Annotated in this window: 11 protein-coding genes; 6 read left to right on the top strand and 5 right to left on the bottom strand. The window is 69.9% G+C overall.

Annotated elements, in window-relative coordinates:
• Positions 1-107: 107 nt before the first annotated feature.
• Positions 108-1,562, bottom strand: a complete 1,455-nt coding sequence (argG, locus tag ADL34_RS20415) for an argininosuccinate synthase (RefSeq protein ID WP_062670325.1) — start codon at positions 1,560-1,562, stop codon at positions 108-110.
• Between the two features lie 271 nt (positions 1,563-1,833).
• On the opposite strand from argG, the gene acnA reads away from it, so the two are divergent.
• Positions 1,834-4,551: an aconitate hydratase AcnA gene (gene acnA, locus ADL34_RS20410; protein WP_062670482.1), complete on the top strand. Its 2,718-nt coding sequence runs from the start codon at positions 1,834-1,836 to the stop codon at positions 4,549-4,551.
• An 81-nt stretch (positions 4,552-4,632) separates the two neighbouring features.
• On the opposite strand, the gene ADL34_RS20405 is transcribed toward acnA, so the two are convergent.
• From ADL34_RS20405 to ADL34_RS20390, 4 genes are all read right to left on the bottom strand, one after another.
• Positions 4,633-5,826 (bottom strand): DUF2201 family putative metallopeptidase, encoded by a 1,194-nt coding sequence (locus ADL34_RS20405; protein WP_062670478.1) that lies wholly within the window; start codon positions 5,824-5,826, stop codon positions 4,633-4,635.
• A 347-nt stretch (positions 5,827-6,173) separates the two neighbouring features.
• The gene (locus ADL34_RS20400; RefSeq protein ID WP_234375058.1) at positions 6,174-7,391 is read right to left on the bottom strand and encodes an AAA family ATPase; all 1,218 of its coding nucleotides are present in this window, start codon (positions 7,389-7,391) and stop codon (positions 6,174-6,176) included.
• An 81-nt stretch (positions 7,392-7,472) separates the two neighbouring features.
• Positions 7,473-8,843, bottom strand: coding sequence for a hypothetical protein (locus tag ADL34_RS20395; protein ID WP_062670323.1), 1,371 nt, complete (start codon positions 8,841-8,843; stop codon positions 7,473-7,475).
• Between the two features lie 178 nt (positions 8,844-9,021).
• Positions 9,022-12,762, bottom strand: a complete 3,741-nt coding sequence (locus ADL34_RS20390; RefSeq protein ID WP_062670476.1) for a GH92 family glycosyl hydrolase — start codon at positions 12,760-12,762, stop codon at positions 9,022-9,024.
• A gap of 417 nt (positions 12,763-13,179) precedes the next feature.
• Here ADL34_RS20390 and ngcE point away from each other — a divergent pair, with 417 nt between their 5' ends.
• The 5 genes from ngcE to ADL34_RS20365 all read left to right on the top strand — a co-directional run bounded on the left by ngcE (position 13,180) and on the right by ADL34_RS20365 (position 19,245).
• Positions 13,180-14,634, top strand: a complete 1,455-nt coding sequence (gene ngcE, locus ADL34_RS20385; RefSeq protein WP_062670321.1) for an N-acetylglucosamine/diacetylchitobiose ABC transporter substrate-binding protein — start codon at positions 13,180-13,182, stop codon at positions 14,632-14,634.
• A gap of 99 nt (positions 14,635-14,733) precedes the next feature.
• Entirely contained in the window at positions 14,734-15,663 is a 930-nt protein-coding gene (locus tag ADL34_RS20380) for a carbohydrate ABC transporter permease (protein ID WP_062670319.1), read from the top strand.
• Between the two features lie 18 nt (positions 15,664-15,681).
• Positions 15,682-16,617 (top strand): carbohydrate ABC transporter permease, encoded by a 936-nt coding sequence (locus tag ADL34_RS20375; protein WP_062670316.1) that lies wholly within the window; start codon positions 15,682-15,684, stop codon positions 16,615-16,617.
• A gap of 194 nt (positions 16,618-16,811) precedes the next feature.
• The gene (locus ADL34_RS20370; RefSeq protein WP_062670473.1) at positions 16,812-18,011 is read left to right on the top strand and encodes an ROK family transcriptional regulator; all 1,200 of its coding nucleotides are present in this window, start codon (positions 16,812-16,814) and stop codon (positions 18,009-18,011) included.
• 133 nt (positions 18,012-18,144) lie between these two features.
• Positions 18,145-19,245, top strand: a complete 1,101-nt coding sequence (locus tag ADL34_RS20365; protein ID WP_079034299.1) for a sugar ABC transporter substrate-binding protein — start codon at positions 18,145-18,147, stop codon at positions 19,243-19,245.
• Positions 19,246-19,352: the final 107 nt, after the last annotated feature.

Genomic DNA, 19,352 nt, shown 5'->3' with positions numbered 1-19,352 from the left:
GCGCTGAGGCATGTCAAGTGCGGCGGAGGCGCGCACGCGAAGGGGCCCGGTACGACGCGCGCTGCGTCGTACCGGGCCCCTTCGAGGTCCGTCCTCCGGTGAAGCCGTCAGTCCGTGCCGGACTCCATCGCGGCGCGGTCCAGCAGCGCGTCCTCCTCGGACACCTCGCCGCGCGACGCGATGGCCTCGGCGCCGCCCTCGGGCAGCTCCGGCATGGTGCCGATGAGGCCGGTCGCGGCGGCCTGGGAGGCGCCGATGGTGGGGCTGCCGGTGCCGATCAGGCCGAGCCCGACGTACTGCTCCAGCTTGGCGCGCGAGTCGGCGATGTCGAGGTTGCGCATGGTCAGCTGGCCGATGCGGTCGACGGGGCCGAAGGCGGAGTCCTCGGTGCGCTCCATGGAGAGCTTGTCCGGGTGGTAGGAGAACGCCGGGCCCGTGGTGTCGAGGATCGAGTAGTCCTCGCCGCGCCGCAGCCGCAGCGTGACCTCGCCGGTGATCGCGGCGCCGACCCAGCGCTGGAGCGACTCGCGGATCATCAGCGCCTGCGGGTCCAGCCAGCGGCCCTCGTACATCAGCCGGCCGAGGCGCCGGCCCTCGTTGTGGTACTGGGCGAGGGTGTCCTCGTTGTGGATCGCGTTGACCAGGCGCTCGTACGCGGCGTGCAGCAGCGCCATGCCCGGCGCCTCGTAGATGCCGCGGCTCTTGGCCTCGATGATCCGGTTCTCGATCTGGTCGGACATGCCCAGGCCGTGCCGGCCGCCGATGGCGTTGGCCTCCATCACCAGGTCGACGGCGGAGGCGAACTCCTTGCCGTTGACGGTGACGGGGCGGCCCTGCTCGAAGCCGATCGTCACGTCCTCGGGGGCGATGTCGACCGACGGGTCCCAGAACCGGACGCCCATGATCGGCTCGACCGTCTCGATGCCGGTGTCCAGGTGCTCCAGGGTCTTGGCCTCGTGGGTGGCGCCCCAGATGTTGGCGTCGGTGGAGTACGCCTTCTCCGTGGCGTCCCGGTACGGCAGGCCGTGGGCGACCAGCCACTCCGACATCTCCTTGCGGCCGCCGAGCTCCGTCACGAAGTGGGCGTCCAGCCACGGCTTGTAGATCCGCAGGTGCGGGTTGGCGAGCAGGCCGTAGCGGTAGAACCGCTCGATGTCGTTGCCCTTGTAGGTCGAGCCGTCGCCCCAGATCTGGACGTCGTCCTCCAGCATCGCCCGCACCAGCAGGGTGCCGGTGACGGCACGGCCCAGCGGCGTCGTGTTGAAGTACGCGCGTCCGCCGGAGCGGATGTGGAACGCGCCGCAGGTGAGCGCGGCCAGCCCCTCCTCGACGAGGGCCGCACGGCAGTCGACCAGGCGCGCGACCTCGGCGCCGTAGGTCTTGGCGCGGCCGGGCACCGACGCGATGTCGGGCTCGTCGTACTGGCCGATGTCGGCGGTGTAGGTGCACGGGACGGCGCCCTTGTCGCGCATCCAGGCGACCGCGACCGACGTGTCGAGACCGCCGGAGAAGGCGATTCCGACCCGTTCACCGGTGGGCAGGGAGGTGAGGACCTTGGACATAGGAAGAGTATGCATCATCTCGCATGGTCATGCAATGCGGGCCTGCGTGACCCGGGGCGCGCGGGCTCGCCGCGCCCCGGGCATGACCATCCGGGTCTCATGTACTAGAGTTATCTCGACATCGAGATATCTGCCGAGGTGCACCGCAGCCGTACGGCGCGACCGGTCTCACGGTAAGGGTTACCTAACTTAGCCTTACCTTAGCGGATCGGCCGACAGGCCGTCGCGGCAGGATCGTGGTGGTACGCGCACATCAATGAAGGAGACTGTCGTGTCGGCGAACAGCTTCGACGCCCGCAGCACGCTGCAGGTGGGCGACGAGTCGTACGAGATCTTCCGGCTGGACAAGGTCGAGGGCTCCGCGCGCCTCCCTTACAGCCTGAAGGTGCTGCTGGAGAACCTCCTCCGCACCGAGGACGGCGCGAACATCACCGCCGACCACATCCGCGCCCTGGGCGGCTGGGACTCCCAGGCCCAGCCGTCGCAGGAGATCCAGTTCACGCCGGCCCGCGTGATCATGCAGGACTTCACCGGCGTGCCCTGTGTCGTGGACCTCGCGACCATGCGTGAGGCCGTCAAGGCCCTCGGTGGCGACCCGTCGAAGGTCAACCCGCTCTCGCCGGCCGAGATGGTCATCGACCACTCCGTCATCGCGGACAAGTTCGGCACGTCGGACGCCTTCAAGCAGAACGTCGACCTGGAGTACGGCCGCAACAAGGAGCGCTACCAGTTCCTGCGCTGGGGCCAGACCGCCTTCGACGACTTCAAGGTCGTCCCCCCGGGCACCGGCATCGTCCACCAGGTGAACATCGAGCACCTGGCCCGCACGGTCATGGTGCGCAACGGCCAGGCGTACCCGGACACCCTCGTCGGCACCGACTCGCACACCACCATGGTCAACGGCCTCGGCGTCCTCGGCTGGGGCGTCGGCGGCATCGAGGCCGAGGCCGCCATGCTCGGTCAGCCGGTCTCCATGCTGATCCCGCGCGTCGTCGGCTTCAAGCTGACCGGTGAGCTCACCCCGGGCACCACCGCCACCGACCTCGTGCTGACCATCACCGAGATGCTCCGCAAGCACGGCGTCGTCGGCAAGTTCGTCGAGTTCTACGGCGAGGGTGTGGCGGCCACGAGCCTCGCCAACCGCGCCACCATCGGCAACATGTCGCCGGAGTTCGGCTCCACCGCCGCGATCTTCCCGATCGACGCCGAGACCATCAACTACCTGAAGCTGACCGGCCGCTCCGAGCAGCAGCTCGCGCTCGTCGAGGCCTACGCCAAGGAGCAGGGCCTCTGGCTGGACCCGAAGGCCGAGCCGGACTTCTCCGAGAAGCTGGAGCTCGACCTCTCCACGGTCGTCCCCTCCATCGCCGGCCCGAAGCGCCCGCAGGACCGCATCGTCCTCGCGAACGCCGCCGAGCAGTTCAAGCAGGACGTCCTCAACTACGTCGACGTCGTGGACGAGGCGGGCAAGGAGTCCTTCCCGGCCTCCGACTCCCCGGCCGTCGCCCCGAACGGCGCCCCGTCGAACCCGGTTCCGGTGACCGCCCCCGACGGCACCACCTACGAGCTGGACCACGGTGCGGTGACGGTCGCGGCCATCACCTCCTGCACCAACACCTCCAACCCGTACGTCATGGTCGCCGCCGCGCTCGTCGCGAAGAAGGCCGTGGAGAAGGGCCTGACCCGCAAGCCGTGGGTCAAGACGACCCTCGCCCCGGGTTCGAAGGTCGTCACCGACTACTTCGACAAGGCGGGCCTGACGCCGTACCTCGACAAGGTCGGCTTCAACCTCGTCGGCTACGGCTGCACCACCTGCATCGGCAACTCCGGCCCGCTGCCGGAGGAGGTCTCCAAGGCCGTCAACGACCACGACCTCGCGGTCACCTCGGTCCTCTCTGGCAACCGCAACTTCGAGGGCCGGATCAACCCCGACGTCAAGATGAACTACCTGGCGTCCCCGCCGCTGGTCGTCGCGTACGCCCTCGCCGGCTCCATGAAGGTGGACATCACCAAGGAGGCGCTGGGTGTCGACCAGGACGGCAACCCGGTCTACCTGAAGGACATCTGGCCCTCCGAGGCCGAGGTCAACGACGTCGTCGCCAACGCCATCGGCGAGGACATGTTCTCCAAGTCCTACCAGGACGTCTTCGCGGGCGACGCCCAGTGGCAGGCCCTGTCGATCCCGACCGGCGACACCTTCGAGTGGGACCCGGAGTCCACCTACGTCCGCAAGCCCCCCTACTTCGAGGGCATGCAGATGGAGCCCGCGCCGGTCACCGACATCAGCGGTGCCCGCGTGCTGGCCAAGCTGGGCGACTCGGTCACCACCGACCACATCTCCCCGGCCGGCGCCATCAAGGCCGACACCCCGGCCGGCAAGTACCTCACGGAGCACGGCGTCGAGCGCCGCGACTTCAACAGCTACGGCTCGCGCCGCGGCAACCACGAGGTCATGATCCGCGGTACGTTCGCCAACATCCGCCTGCGCAACCAGATCGCGCCGGGCACCGAGGGCGGCTACACCCGCGACTTCACCCAGCCCGACGCGCCGGTGTCGTTCATCTACGACGCGTCGCGCAACTACATCGAGCAGGGCATCCCGCTGGTCGTCCTGGCCGGCAAGGAGTACGGCTCCGGCTCCTCCCGCGACTGGGCCGCCAAGGGCACCGCGCTCCTCGGCGTCAAGGCCGTCATCGCCGAGTCGTACGAGCGCATCCACCGCTCGAACCTCATCGGCATGGGCGTCCTGCCGCTCCAGTTCCCCGAGGGCCACACCGCCTCGTCCCTCGGCCTGACCGGCGAGGAGACCTTCTCCTTCACCGGCGTCGAGGAGCTGAACGACGGCACCACGCCGAGCACGGTCAAGGTCACCACCGACACGGGCGTCGAGTTCGACGCGGTCGTCCGCATCGACACCCCCGGTGAGGCCGACTACTACCGCAACGGCGGCATCATGCAGTACGTCCTGCGCAGCCTGATCCGCAAGTAGGCGGCACGGCACGGCAGTCGAGGGCCGCATCCCCGGGAGACGGGGATGCGGCCCTCCGCCGTACCGGCCGGCCCACCGGTCTCAGCCGATGGTGACGACCCGCGCCCAGGCCGGCGGGGCGTCCGGCACGTAGTCCGGGTCGTTCTCGTTCACGGCGCGGACCGGACGCGGGAACAGCCCGACGACCGTACGGCAGGGCGGCTGCTCGGACGGCCAGGGCGTCTGGCCGTCCGTCAGCGCGACGACCACGTCCGGGCGGGGCCGCGAGCGCAGCGCCCGCGCGAAACCGGACCGCAGATCCGTGCCTCCGCCGCCGATCAGCTCCAGGGACTCGGCACGGCAGATCGGCACGGCGATCCCGGCCGCCGCGTCGCAGGAGATCACCGAGACCAGATCGCGCCGCCCGCCCACGGCCCGCGCGATCGCCGCCACCTCCAGCAACGCGCCGCCCAGCTCGGCGTCGCTCACCGACCCCGAGGTGTCGATCACCACGCACACCCGGGGCGGGGTGCGGCGCAGACTCGGCAGCACCACCCCGGGGACGGCGGTCGAGCGCCGGGACGGACGCCGGTAGCTGTGGTTCTCGCCCGCCCCCGGCGCCCCGGCCGCCGACCGCACGGCCGCGCCCAGCAACTGCCGCCACGGCTGCGGCGGATGGAACGCCTCGTCCGCCCACCGCCGCCATCCCTGCGGGGCCTCGCCCGGGCGGCCCTTGATGCCCTCGGCGACCCGGAAACGCACCGCGTCCCGCTGCTGCCGGGTCAGCCCGTCAGCGCCCTCGGGTCCGAGCTCCCACGGCCGTGCCTCGCCGTCGGCGCCACCCCCGCAGTCCAGCCAGGACAGGTCCGAGGCGAGCCCCGTCATCGAGGACGTCCGCAGGTACTCCTCCATCAGCAGCCCGTTGGGCAGCCCCAGCAGCGACGGCAGCACCGCGCCGGACGGCCGGAGCAGGCCGTCGCCGTAGATGTCGTCGTTGATCTCGAAGTCGGCGGCGATGTTCCGGCGCAATCGTTCGCCGGGCCCGTACGCCTCGTTCTCGCGCGCGTGGCGCAGGCCGCGCTCATGGTGGTCCCGGAGCAGATGGGAGACCTCGTGCACCCAGACGCCCGCCAGCTCCTCCACCGGGGTGCGGGCGACGAAGCCGGGGGAGACGTAGCAGCGCCAGTACGCGTCGACCGCCATCGTCGGCACCGAGCGGTCCTCCACCACGTGGAGCGCGAAGAGCGCGGCGGCCAGATAGGGCCGGACCTCCACCGCGTGCAGGCGGGCGGCCATCAGCTTGTCCCGGTCCAGCGGCAGTCCGGGTGAGTCGTCCGCGGGGCGGGGCCCGGCCGGGACCGTGGGGACGGTGACCCGTGGCGGGCGCGGCGCCGGGGGCGGGGCCATCGGCCGCGGCACGGGCCGCGCGGCACGCGCGCCCCTGGTCTTCGCGGCGGGCCCGGTGCCCGCGCCCGCGGTCTCGGCCGTACGGTCGGTGTGCGCGCCCGTGGTCTTGGCCGCACCTGCGGTGCCCGCGCCCCCGGTCTTCCCCGCACCTGCGGTGCCCGCGCCCCCGGTCTTCCCCGCACCTGCGGTGCCCGCGCCCCCGGTCTTCCCCGCACCTGCGGTGCCCGCGCCCCCCGTCATCGCCTCACCTGCGCCGCCCGTGCGACCGCTACCGACCGCTCCGCACGCTCGGACAGGCCGACGATCGACGCCAGCCGTTCCACCGCCGCCGGCACCGCCCAGTCGTCGCGCCGCACCGCGGCCAGCGCCTTGGCCGGGGCCACCAGCAGATCCGGCGCCCCCGTCTCCAGGGCGCGGACCAGCACCGCCCAGGCCGCCTCCCAGCGCTCCCGCTCCGGGCGGGCCCCCACGGCGGCCACCACCGCCTCCAGCGCGGCCTGCCTGAGGTCGCCGCGCTCGGGCAGCTCGGCCTTCCCGGGGTCGGCGAGCAGCAGTTCCGGGTCCGGCAGGTCCATCCGGTCGAGGTGGGCGAGGAGTTCCAGACCCGGCCCGTCGCCCACCGCGCCCCGCACCAGCAGCGCCAGCACGTCCCGGGACACCCCGGCCGCCGTGCCGAAGGCCAGCAGGGTCAGCGCGGCCTCCCAGCTCCGGGGCGAGGGCCAGGCCCCGCCGCGCCGCGTCTCGCTGCTCGGCAGACGGTGGATCAGCGTGGGCCGTGCTTCGAGGAAGCCGCACACAGCGCGCCGGGCGAGCGCCACCGCCTCCGGCAGCCGCTCCGGGTCCAGCCGGGGCAGCTCGGCGCGGGGCCAGACCCCGCCCAGGCCGCGCACCACCACATCCTTGTCGTGCACCCAGTACAGGTGGACGAACCGGTTGGCCAGCGGAGGGCTCAGCTCCCACCCGTCCGCCGCCGACGCGCGCGGGTTGGCGGCGGCCACGATCCGTACGCCGGGCGGCAGTTGCAGGGCGCCGACCTTGCGTTCCAGGACGACCCTGAGCAGCGCGGCCTGCACGGCCGGGGTCGCGGTGGACAGCTCGTCCAGGAAGAGCAGGCCCCGCCCGGCCCGCACCAGCTCCACGGCCCACTGCGGCGGCGCCATCGGCACCCCGCGCACCGCCGGGTCGTCGCCCACGATGGGCAGGCCGGAGAAGTCGGTGGGCTCGTGGACGCTGGCGATCACCGTGGTCAGCGGAAGGTCGAGGGACGCGGCGAGCTGGGTGAGTGCCGCGGTCTTGCCGATGCCCGGTTCGCCCCAGAGCAGGACCGGCAGATCGGCCGCGACGGCAAGGGTGAGCGCTTCGAGCTGCTCATCGGGGCGCGGCTCGGTGGTCGTGGTGCGAAGGAGCGTCAGAAGGTCCTCGGCGAGGGCGAGTTGACGGTCGACGGAGGGCATGAGGGCAGGGAAAGTCATGAGCATCACCAGATGAGTCGAGTCGGGAAGGGGGGACAGCCGCGACGGCTGAACGGAAGAGGGTCAGGCGGCCAGGCCGGTACGCGGACGCGCCCGGTTGCCGCGCTTCTGGCGCCAGACGGCAGGCGTCCGCCGGCCGAACCGGGGCGCGCCCGCCTCGGCCCCGCCACCGGCGGCGGGGTGCTCGGGGACGAGTCCCGCGCGGAACAGCCCGTGCGCCACACGGCGGGTCAGGGCCGACTCCAGCTCCTCCCGGAGCGGCCCGTCCCGCAGGACGGCGCCGGGACCGAGCAGCCCCTCGACGACGGCCAGCGCCCCGGCGACGTCACCGTGCCGCAGCCGCTCCCGCACCGCGGGCAGTTGCTCGGGGCTGCGGTGCACGGCGTCGATCGCCCGCAGACAGGGCAGGGCGGGGCCGCCGAGCGCGACCAGCAGTTCCTCTCTGCGCACTTCGACGGGGTCGTGGTCGACGGCGGTCAGCACCCCGTCGCGCAGCGCGATCCGGTGCACCTCGCCCCGGCACTCCACCCGATGCGGATCGGCGGCCTCGGGAGCCGGGCGGCGCTCCGGTGCCGTACCGGACGCAGGGAGTGCCGCGGCGACCAGCGGATGCAGCCGGTCCGCCGTGATCAACCCGGCGCGCAGCAACTCCAGATCCGGCAGGACCCGTGCCGCCGCCTCCGGCAGCACCGGAAGCGCGGCCACGTCCCGCGCGGGCAGCGCGAGAGGCCGTACGCCGGGCACGTGGCTGTCGTCGGGTGCGACGAGTTCCAGTACGGCCCGGTCGCGTGTGCCCAGCCGCACGGTGAACGCCCCGCGCGGGCCCAGCCCTTCGGTCCGCAGCAGCAGTTCGCCCTCTCCGGCCCAACTCCGCCTGGCCCAAGGGGAGTCGGGGTCGTCGCCCCGGCCGAAGCGGCGCGCCAGCTCCCCAGTGCGCCCGGCGTCCCACAGATGCCGGTGCAGATCGAGCCGGAATCGCCGGTCCGGGTGCGGGTGCGGATGGTGCTCCCAGGAGGGCCCGCCGCCGGACCCGTCCCACAGGGACAGCGACACCCGCTGTCCGGCGTCCGCCCAGGCGGGCGGCGTACGGACCACGAGGTGCAGGGAGCCCGGGTAGCGGGCCAGGGAGAGGGTGAGGCCGGGGCGGAGCCGTCCGTCGGGGGCGATCCGCGGCATGTGCCAGCGCAGCAGGTCCGGCGCCAGCCGGCGCAGGTCCGCGCGGAGACGGGCGGCGAGGTCGGTGCCGTGGCGGGTGCGCACGGCGCGCAGATCGAGATCGACGTCGACGCGGGCGGCGGCACAGGCCCCGGCCCAGTCACCGGCGAGACGCCGCGCGGTCGCGGTCTCGATCATGGACGGTGGCACGGCGTACTCGCGTACGCGCTGCCACATCGACAGGCGGGTCGGAATCGCGGGCGCGAAGTGAGGTGCCATCAGCACTCACCTTGCGCGGACGATTCCCCCAATCCACGAGAGGAGAAGTTCTTCATCGCGCGCATCATAGGCACGGCGTTCGCGATCTGTCACCAGCGATACGGGCGGGGCCCAGGACACGCACAGGGTGCCGGTCCGGTCGGACCGACACCCTGCGTCTGTGTTCCGCGGAGCCCGCTCAGCCGAGCAGTTCGACCTCCGCGAGGGTCGCCTCACCGGTGAGGACCAGGCGGTACTTCGCGTACGTGCCCGGCGACTTCACCGAGAAGGCCCGGGTCTGCCGGTCCCAGGTGAAGGTCTCCCCGGAGCGCTCGTCCAGGGTCTTCCACTTGGTGCCGTCCTTCGACGCCTGGAGCTTCCAGCCGGCCGGTGCCTTCGTCCGGTCCGACGGCGACGTCAGGGTGTACTGCACGGCCTTGGCGGCCTCCGCCACCGGCAGGTCCACCGTGGTGACGGCCGCCTCGGTGGCCGAGGTGTCGTCGAACAGCGCGCCCTCGCCCTTCAGCAGGTCGGCGCGGGGCGTGGGCACCTTGTCGTCCTGCGCGATGGAGACGGGCGCCGCGTTCTTGCCGGTGCCCCACGAGGACGGCTTCGACCCCATGTCGAACTCCAGGACAGCGCCCTTCGCGATCACCGAGTGGGGGAGCGACGTCGACTTCCACGGCACGCCGTTGACCCGCAGGCCCTGGACGTAGACGTTGCGGGCGCTGTTCTTCGGCGCCTTCACGACCAGCTTGCGGCCGTTCTCCAGGTGGATCGTCGCCTTTGTGAACAGGGGCGAACCGATCGCGTACTCGCCGCTGCCCATCACCAGCGGGTAGAAGCCCAGCGCGGAGAACAGGTACCAGGCCGACTGCTCGCCGTTGTCCTCGTCGCCGTGGTAGCCCTGCCCGATCTCGCTGCCGACGTACAGCCGCGACAGCACCTCGCGGACGTTCTTCTGCGTCTTCCAGGGCTGACCGGCCGCGTTGTACATGTAGTTCACATGGTGCGCGACCTGGTTGGAGTGCCCGTACATGCCCATCCGGACGTCCCGCGCCTCCGTCATCTCGTGGATGACGCCGCCGTAGGAGCCGACGAAGTCGGGCGAGGCCGTCTCCGGGGTGGCGAAGTACTCGTCGAGCTTGTCCGCGAGACCGCCGCGGCCGCCGTAGAGGTTCGCGAGGCCCCGGCTGTCCTGGGGCGCCGTGAACGCGTAGCCCCAGCCGTTGGTCTCCGTGTAGTCGTGGCCCCACACGCGCGGGTCGTACTTCGAGGACTCGACCCGCCAGTCGCCCTTGGCGTTCCGGCCCTGGAAGAAGCCGGCCTTCGCGTCGAAGAGGTTGACGTAGTCCTGCGCGCGGTTCAGGAAGTACGCGGACTCCTCCTTGTACCGCTTGTCGCCCGTCTTCTTGTAGAGCGCCTGGCCCATCTTCGCGATGCCGTAGTCGTTGAGGTAGCCCTCCAGCGCCCACGACAGGCCCTCGTGCGTCTCGGTGCTGGTGTAGCCGAGGAAGGGCGAGGTCGCCATGCCCTTGCGGCCCACACCGGACGACGGCGGCACCACGGTCGCGTTCTTCACGGCCGCGTCGTACGCCGACTTCGCGTCGAAGCCGACGCCCTTGACGTACGCGTCCGCGAACGCCACGTCCGAGGAGGTGCCCGTCATCAGGTCCGCGTAGCCCGGCGAGGACCAGCGGGAGGTCCAGCCGCCGTCCTTGTACTGCTGCACGAAGCCGTCGACCATCTCGCCCGCCTGGCCCGGCGTGAGCAGCGAGTACGCCGGCCAGGTGGTGCGGTAGGTGTCCCAGAAGCCGTTGTTGACGTACACCTTGCCGTCGACGATCTTCGCCCCGGTGTGCGTCGGGGTGTCCGGATTCGGCATCTTCGAGAACGGCGACGCGTACTGGTACTTCGAACCGACCTTCTCGAAGCCGGAGTTCGGGTACAGGTACAGCCGGTACAGGCTGGAGTACAGCGTGGTCAGCTGGTCCGGCGTCGCGCCCTCGACGGTCACCTTGCCGAGCAGCTTGTCCCACTGCCGCTGGGCGCGCGCCTTCACGGCGTCGAAGGAGGCGCCGTCGACCTCCTGGCGCAGGTTGTCCTTGGCCTGGTCGATGCTGATGAGGGACGTGGCGAGCCGCAGCGTCACGGTGCGGTCGTCCCCGGCGTCGAAGCGCAGGTGGCCCTTCACCCCGCTCGAGGCCCCGTCGGTCACCGGCTTGTCGAAGGTGCCGTAGACGAAGAGGCGGGTCGCGCCCGTCGACAGCCCGGACTTGACGTCCGAGTAGCCGGTGACGACGCCGTTCTCCTTGTCGAGGGTCAGCCCCGCCTGGTCGGTGACGTTGTCGAACAGGACGCTCGCGTCGTCACCGGGGTAGGTGAAGCGCAGCACCGCCGCGTGGTCCGTCGGCGCCATCTCCGCCTTCAGCCCGTTCTCGAACCGCACCCCGTAGTAGTACGGCCGCGCGGTCTCGTTCTCGTGCCTGAACGCGAGCGCGCGTGCCGAGCGCCCGGTGTCGGGGGTCCCGGAGGCGGCCGACGGCATCACCTGGAACGTCTGCCGGTCGCCCATCCAGGGGCTCGGCTCGTGGCTGGCGCTGAACGCCTGGATCGTCGGCAGGTTGTCCGCGTTGTTCGCGCGGGCGTAGTCGTACAGCCAGCTCAGAGACCCCGCGTTGGTCACCGGGGTCCAGAAGTTGAAGCCGTGCGGCACGGCGGTCGCCGGGAAGTTGTTGCCCCGCGAGAAGCCGCCGCTCGACAGGGTGCCGCGGGTGGTGAGCGCGTAGTCGGACAGGTGCGCCTTCGGCTTCTCGGGCGCGACCTCCTTCAGCGCCACGTCGTCCAGCCAGCCCCGGAACTTCGCCGGGCCCTTGGGGGAGTCGTACGCCACCAGGATGCGGTCGACGGTCTTGCCGCGCGCGACCGAGCCGATCCGGGAGACGACGTTGTTCCACTGGTTGACGTACAGCACCTTGGCCGCGCCCTGACCGCGCGGCGAGAGGGGGAAGCCGTGCTGGTCGGCGGCGCCGAGGTCGCTGAGGTAGGTGCCGTCGGTGAAGGCCAGGTCGACGGAGACGTTCGTGGCGTCGTAGTCGCGGTCGCCGTCCGCCATCGACGGGAAGACCCGGTACGACAGCTGGGTGTCGCGGCCGACGGCCACGTCCACGTCGTAGACCTTGTTGTACGAGTAGCCGCGCCCGTCCGCCGTGTGCCGGCCCGCGTAGCGCAGGGCCCGCTTGCCGGTGAAGCCGGCGCCCGCCTTGGCGGTCGGCGAGCCGCTCGGGCCGCGGTCGACGAGGGAGAGCATGTCCTGCGGCACGGGGCCGTCGTCGCCGCCCGTGGAGAACTGGACGTCGGCGAGCTGCAGGACGCCGGAGGCACCGTTGTTCTTGGTGATCTCCAGCCGGAAGTGCTTGTACTCGGCGGGCTCGGCGAGGTCGTACGTCTTGGTCTGGAACCGCTCGGAGAAGGTCTGGCCCGAGCGGGTGTCGACCGTCTTCCACTCCTTGCCGTCGGAGGAGCCCTTCAGGGTCCAGTCCCGCGGGTCGCGCTCGGCGAAGTCGTTCGCCGACGTGAGCGCGTACTTGGTGATCCTCGCCGGCTTGTCGAGGTCGAACTCCGCCCAGCCGGTGGCCTCGAACACCAGCCACTTGCTGCTGGACTCGCCGTCGGCGAGGTTCTCCTTCACCTCACCGGCGCCGGAGTTCTCCCCGTTCGCCCGGACATCCGTGACGTGGTCGGTCACGTTGCCCGGGATGCCACTGCTGTATCCGCCGTCCACCCCCGAGGCGCGTTTGGCGCCCCCGGGACCGGTGTCGACGGTATTGAGCCAGTCGGGTGCCGGGTCGTCCGCCTCGAACGACGACGCGAACTCCCGGTCGGCCGCCGCGGGCGCCTGGGGCAGGGCCACCGCCGCGCCCTGCGAGCCCACGGTCAAAGCGAAGGCGGTCGCCGACACGACCGCCGTACCCCATCTGTGACGAGCTCTCTGCTGCTTCAACAGGTACCCTCCCTGCGCGCGGGACAACGTTGTCAAATTCGCTGCGCAAGGACCAGTAGTGGCTCAAGTGGCTGGCATTGTCAAGGGTGTTGAGTGTGCCGTTCGGGGCTTATGGCGTGGATTTTTCCGGCAAGCCTCGCACAGGCCCCGCATATTTCCGCGAGGTCTCAACTCGGAAAAGACCACCGGTGAACCTTGCATTCGATCTTGCTCCGCTGGCGGGAAGTGGACTATACCTGTCGGCACTTCACCACAAGATTCCGCACTTCCTGCACGACCCCAGCTTGACCCGATCGCGGTGCCGGGGAGGATCCGGTTCACCGCCTGAGTCCTGGAGAAGGCGAGGACTTGAGCATGGGATCCACTTCTGCCCAGAATCCCGAGAACGACGGCAGTACCGCGGGAGTCGGCCGCCGCGATCTGATCAAGCGGTCCGCCGCACTGGGTCTGATCTCCGTTCCGACCATGAGCTTCCTGTCCGCGTGCGCGAGCGGCGGCGGGGACGACAACGGCAACGACTCCGAGGGCGAGACGTCCAAGTCGAACCCGTTCGGAGTGAAGGACGGCAGCAAGCTCGACGTCGTCATCTTCAAGGGCGGCTACGGCGACGACTACGCCAAGGCCTGGGAGGCCAGCTTCAAGAAGAAGTGGGGCGTCACCTCCGTCCACACCGGCACCCAGGAGATCACCGGCAAGCTCCAGCCGCGCTTCAACGCGGGCAACCCGCCGGACATCGTCGACGACTCCGGCGCCCAGCAGATCCCGATCGACGTGCTGTACAAGAACGGGCAACTCGTCGACCTCGCCGAGGTCCTGGACGCCCCGTCCGTGGACGACCCGGCCAAGAAGGTCCGCGACACCCTGATCCCGGGCACGCTCGACGCCGGCATGCAGGGCGGCAAGGTCGTCGCGCTGAACTACATCTACACGGTGTGGGGCCTGTGGTACTCCGGCAAGCTCTTCAAGGAGAAGGGCTGGACGGCACCGAAGACCTGGGACGAGTTCCTCACCATCTGCAAGGAGGCCAAGGCCGACGGCATCGGCGGTCTCGCGCACCAGGGCAAGTACCCGTACTACATCAACGTGGCCATCATGGACCTCATCGCCAAGACCGGCGGTCTGGACGCCATGAAGGCGATCGACAACCTCGAACCCAACGCGTTCGTGGGCTCGGAGGCGGCGACCGCCGCCGTCGAGGCCATCTACGAGGTCGTCGAGAAGGGCTATCTGATGCCCGGCACGAACGGCCTGACCCACACCGAGTCCCAGACCCGCTGGAACCAGTACAAGGCCGCCTTCATCACCAGCGGTTCCTGGCTGGAGAACGAGCAGCTGAAGACGACGCCGGACGACTTCGACATGAAGTTCCTGCCGATGCCGCTGCTGCCCGACAGCAAGCTGCCCTTCGAGGCGATCCGCGCCGGCTCCGGCGAGCCGTTCATCATCCCGTCCAAGGCCAAGAACCTCGCGGGGGCCAAGGAGTTCATGCGGATGATGCTGTCCAAGGAGTGGTCGACGCTGTTCGCCAAGGAGGCGAACTCGCTCACCATCCTCAAGGACGGCGTCGACTCCGGCGTCCAACTGCGCCCCGGCACCCAGTCCACCGTCGAGGCGTCCAAGGCGGCGGGCACCAACACCTTCCGGTACCTCTACACCGAGTGGTACAGCGAGATGGGCACGGCCATCGAGAACGCCTCCAACGAGCTCATGGCCAAGCGCATCCAGCCCAAGGAGTGGCTGAAGCGGGCCCAGGCGGCCGTCGACAAGCAGGCCAAGGACCCGGAGTCCAAGAAGAACCACCGGGACTAGTCGCACCGGCCCCGCGGGGTGCGGGTGACGTGCGCGTCACCCGCACCCCGCCGGGGCGTCGCCGCAGCGCCGTCGGGAACACAGGGCAGGAAGACGCCAATGCGTAAAGGGCAGTACCGGTTCGTCGCGGGATTTCTGTTCGCTCCCGTGGCCATCTACGTGACGTTCGTGATCTGGCCGTACATCCAGACGTTCGGGTACTCCCTGACCGACTGGAAGGGGCAGTCGCAGACCTTCAATTTCGTCGGCCTCGACAACTACACGGCGTTGTTCCAGGACGACGTCTTCATGGGAGCCATCTGGCACAACATCCTGTTCCTGATCTTCATCCCGGTCAGCACCATCCTGATCGCGCTGTTCTTCGCATTCATGCTGAATGCCGGCGGACGCAGCAGGTCGGGAGGGGTGTCCGGGGTCGCCGGCTCCAAGTACTACCGCGTCGTCTACTTCTTTCCGCAGGTGCTCTCACTGGCGATCATGGCGGTGCTCTTCGGGGCCGTCTACCGCAGTGACGGCGGCGGCATGCTCAACGGTCTCCTGATCAAACTCGGACTGGTCTCCGAGACCAGCCCGGTGGAATGGCTCAACGAGCCGAACATCGTCCTGTGGGCCCTTCTGGTGGTCGTCGTCTGGCACGGTGTGGGCTTCTATCTCGTGCTGTTCTCCGCCGCGATGCAGTCCATTCCGCGGGACATCTACGAGGCGGCGCTCATCGACGGCGCCGGCCGTGCGCAGTCCTTCTTCCGCATCACGCTGCCCCTGCTGTGGGATTCCGTGCAGACCGCGTGGGTCTATCTCGGAATCGCCGCGATGGACATGTTCATCCTGGTCTCCACGATGACGTCCGGGGACTTCGGCGGCGGCCCCGACCACCACAGCGAGGTCATGGCGACCGTGATGATGCGGAACTTCCAGCTGTACGGGAGGAGCGGCTACGCCTGCGCGATGGGCGTCGTGATGCTCGTCCTCACCCTGATCGTGTCCGTGTTCACGCTGCGTGCCACCCGCCGCGAGCGCATCGAGTTCTGAGCGGGAGAGAAGACGACGATGAGCGCACCCCTCAAGGAGACCCCCGCCGCGAGCGGCACGGTCCCGGCCCAGTCCTCGGTCCGCAAGAACCCGGTCCGCCCCGGCGATCAGCGCAGCGAAGGCGTCGTACTGAACGTCTTCTCGCACGGCTTCCTCGCCCTGTGGGCGCTGCTGATCGTGCTGCCGCTGCTGTGGCTGGTGCTCAGCTCCTTCAAGACCGACGCCCAGATCGGCGGCTCCGCCTTCGGCTGGCCGCAGAACTGGTCGCTGGACGTCTTCTCCCGCGCCTGGGAGAAGGGCATCGGCGACTACTTCCTGAACACCGTCATCGTGCTGGTCTTCTCGGTGCCGTTGACGATGCTGTTCGGCTCGATGGCGGCGTACGTGCTGGCCCGCTACGAGTTCTGGGGCAACCGTTTCCTGTACTTCTTCTTCGTCGCGGGCGCCATGTTCCCGGTGTTCCTGGCGCTGGTGCCGCTGTTCTTCATGGTGCGGCGCCTCGACATGCTGAACACGTACCAGGGGCTGATCCTGGTGTACGTCGCCTACTCGATGCCGTTCACCGTGTTCTTCATGCACTCCTTCTTCCGGACGCTGCCCACGGCCGTCTTCGAGGCGGCGATCCTGGACGGGGCCTCGCACAGCCGGACCTTCTTCCAGGTGATGCTGCCGATGGCGAAGCCGGGTCTGCTGAGCGTCGGCATCTTCAACACCCTGGGCCAGTGGAACCAGTTCATCCTGCCGACGGTCCTCATGCAGCCGCAGAGCGGCGACGACCCCGAGCGCTACGTCCTGACCCAGGGGCTCATCCAGCTCCAGCAGCAGCAGGGCTACGCCTCCGACCTCCCGGTCCTCTTCGCCGGCGTGACCATCGCCATGATCCCGATGCTGATCGTGTACCTGTCCTTCCAGCGGCAGGTGCAGGCGGGTCTCACGTCCGCGACTCTGAAGTGAAGCACGGGTAGCGCTCCGGAGCCGAGCGTGCGCACGCCGTTCCCCGCCCAGGGAGCGGCGTGCGCCGCTGTGTGCACGTACCCGGATCCGGTTCAACCTCTTGACGGGAGGCGACCCGAACGGCTCAGCTTAGAGTTCACTAGTTGGACACGAACGGGGCCTCACCGAAGCGGTCCCGCGCGCAGGAGGTCGTCGTGGAGACTCCGGGGTCGCAGTCGTCGCTGCACCGAGCCAACCTGGAACGGGTGGTCCGGGCCGTTCGGCTGGCCGGATCACTCACCCAGGCCGAGATCGCGAGGACCACGGGTCTGTCCGCGGCGACGGTCTCCAATATCGTCCGGGAGCTCAAGGACGGCGGAACGGTCGAGGTCACGCCCACGTCGGCGGGCGGGCGCCGGGCCCGCAGCGTCTCCCTGAGCGGGGACGCCGGCATCGTCATCGGCGTCGACTTCGGGCACGCGCACCTGCGGGTGGCGGTGGGCAACCTCGCCCACCAGGTGCTGGCCGAGGAGTCCGAGCCGCTGGACGTGGACGCCTCCTCCGCCCAGGGCTTCGACCGCGCGGAAGAGCTGGTCAACCGGCTGATCGCGGCGACCGGCGTGGACCCCTCCAAGGTCGCCGGGGTGGGCCTCGGCGTGCCCGGCCCGATCGACGTCGAGTCCGGCACCCTGGGCTCGACGGCCATCCTGCCGGGGTGGACCGGCACCAAACCCGCCGAGGAGCTGCGCGAGCGGCTCGGCGTGCCCGTGCACGTCGACAACGACGCCAACCTCGGCGCCCTGGGCGAGCTGGTCTGGGGCAGCGGGCGCGGGGTGCGGGACCTGGCGTACATCAAGGTCGCCAGCGGCGTCGGGGCCGGCCTGGTCATCGACGGCAAGATCTACCGGGGGCCCGGCGGCACCGCCGGGGAGATCGGGCACATCACCCTGGACGAGTCCGGCCCGGTCTGCCGCTGCGGCAACCGCGGCTGCCTGGAGACCTTCGCGGCCGCGCGCTACGTGCTGCCGCTGCTGCAGTCCTCCCACGGCACGGATCTGACCATGGAGGGCGTCGTACGCCTGGCCAGGGACGGTGATCCGGGCTGCCGCAGGGTGGTCGCCGACGTCGGCCGGCACATCGGCAGCGGCGTCGCCCAGCTCTGCAACCTCCTGAACCCGAGCCGGGTCGTCCTCGGGGGCGACCTCGCGGAGGCCGGTGAGCTGGTCCTGGGGCCCATCAGGGAGTCCGTGGGGCGCTATGCCATCCCCAGTGCCGCACGCCAACTGAGCGTGCTTCCAGGGGCCCTTGGAGGCCGTGCGGAGGTGCTCGGCGCCCTTGCTCTCGCGCTCAGCGAGATGGGCGATTCGACCCTTTTGGACAGCACTCTGCACGCGGCTGCCCCCGTCTTCACTTAGAGAACGGATGGCACCGTTGCCAACCCGTTAAGGATTTACTTCTTGACGTCGCACGTGTGGCCGAGTTGACTTCCAGCCACCTCGGCCGCAACGTCGCGGCCTCGTCAGGGAGGTTTCTGAAGTGAACACGCGTATGCGTCGCGCCGCTGTTGCCATCGCCGCTGGTGCGATGGCCGTCTCGCTGGCTGCCTGTGGCAGCGCCGAGGAAGCGGACGGCGGCAAGGACTCCACCGCCTCGTCCGCCAAGAAGGGCGACGACATCAAGGTCGGTCTGCTGCTCCCCGAGAACCAGACCGCTCGTTACGAGAAGTTCGACCGCCCGCTGATCGAGCAGAAGATCAAGGAGCTGACGAACGGCAAGGCCAAGGTCGACTACAACAACGCCAAGCAGGACGCGAACCTGCAGGCGCAGCAGGTCGACACCATGATCACCAACAAGGTGGACGTCCTCATCCTGGACGCCGTCGACGCCAAGGCGATCAAGAACTCGGTCCAGAAGGCCGTGGACGCCGGCATCAAGGTCGTCGCGTACGACCGCCTGGCCGAGGGCCCGATCAGCGCCTACACCTCGTTCGACAACGTCGAGGTCGGCAAGACCCAGGGCGCGGCCCTCCTCGAGGCCCTTGGCGACAAGGCCAAGGACGGGGAGATCGTGATGATGAACGGCTCCGTCACCGACCCGAACGCCGCCATGTTCAAGAAGGGCGCGCACGAGGCCCTCGACGGCAAGGTCAAGGTCGGCAAGGAGTACGACACCAAGGAGTGGAAGCCGGAGAACGCCAACGCCAACATGGAGGCGGCGATCTCGGCCCTCGGCAAGAAGAAGATCGTCGGCGTCTACTCCGCCAACGACGGCATGGCGGGCGGCATCATCACCGCCCTGAAGGCCGCCGGCATCAAGGTCCCGGTCACCGGCCAGGACGCCGAACTCGCCGCCGTGCAGCGCATCATCACCGGTGAGCAGTTCATGAGCGTCTACAAGCCGTACGCCCCCGAGGCCAGCGCCGCCGCCGAGATGGCCGTCGCGCTCGCCCAGGGCAAGTCGCTCGACTCCATCGCCAAGGACAAGGTCGACAGCGACAGCCAGAAGGCCGTCCCGTCCGTCCTCGTCCCGGTCACCTCGCTGACGAAGGCCAACGTCAACGACACCGTCATCAAGGACGGCGTCTACACCGCCGACGAGATCTGCACCGGCAAGTACAAGGCCGCGTGCGACGAGCTCAAGATCGGCTAGTCGAGTCCCCTCGCGTGTGCGGGAGTTCGTCACCGGATTCCCGCACGGGGCATGACTGCTCTCGACTCCTCCGGCGCCCCGCGCATCATTCAGCCCCGCAAGCTCGG

This window comes from Streptomyces sp. NRRL WC-3605, assembly GCF_001509795.1.
Taxonomy (GTDB): Bacteria; Actinomycetota; Actinomycetes; order Streptomycetales; family Streptomycetaceae; genus Streptomyces; species Streptomyces viridochromogenes.
The sequence above is the reverse complement of the archived record's forward strand: the minus strand, read 5'-3'. Positions and strand labels throughout refer to the sequence as shown.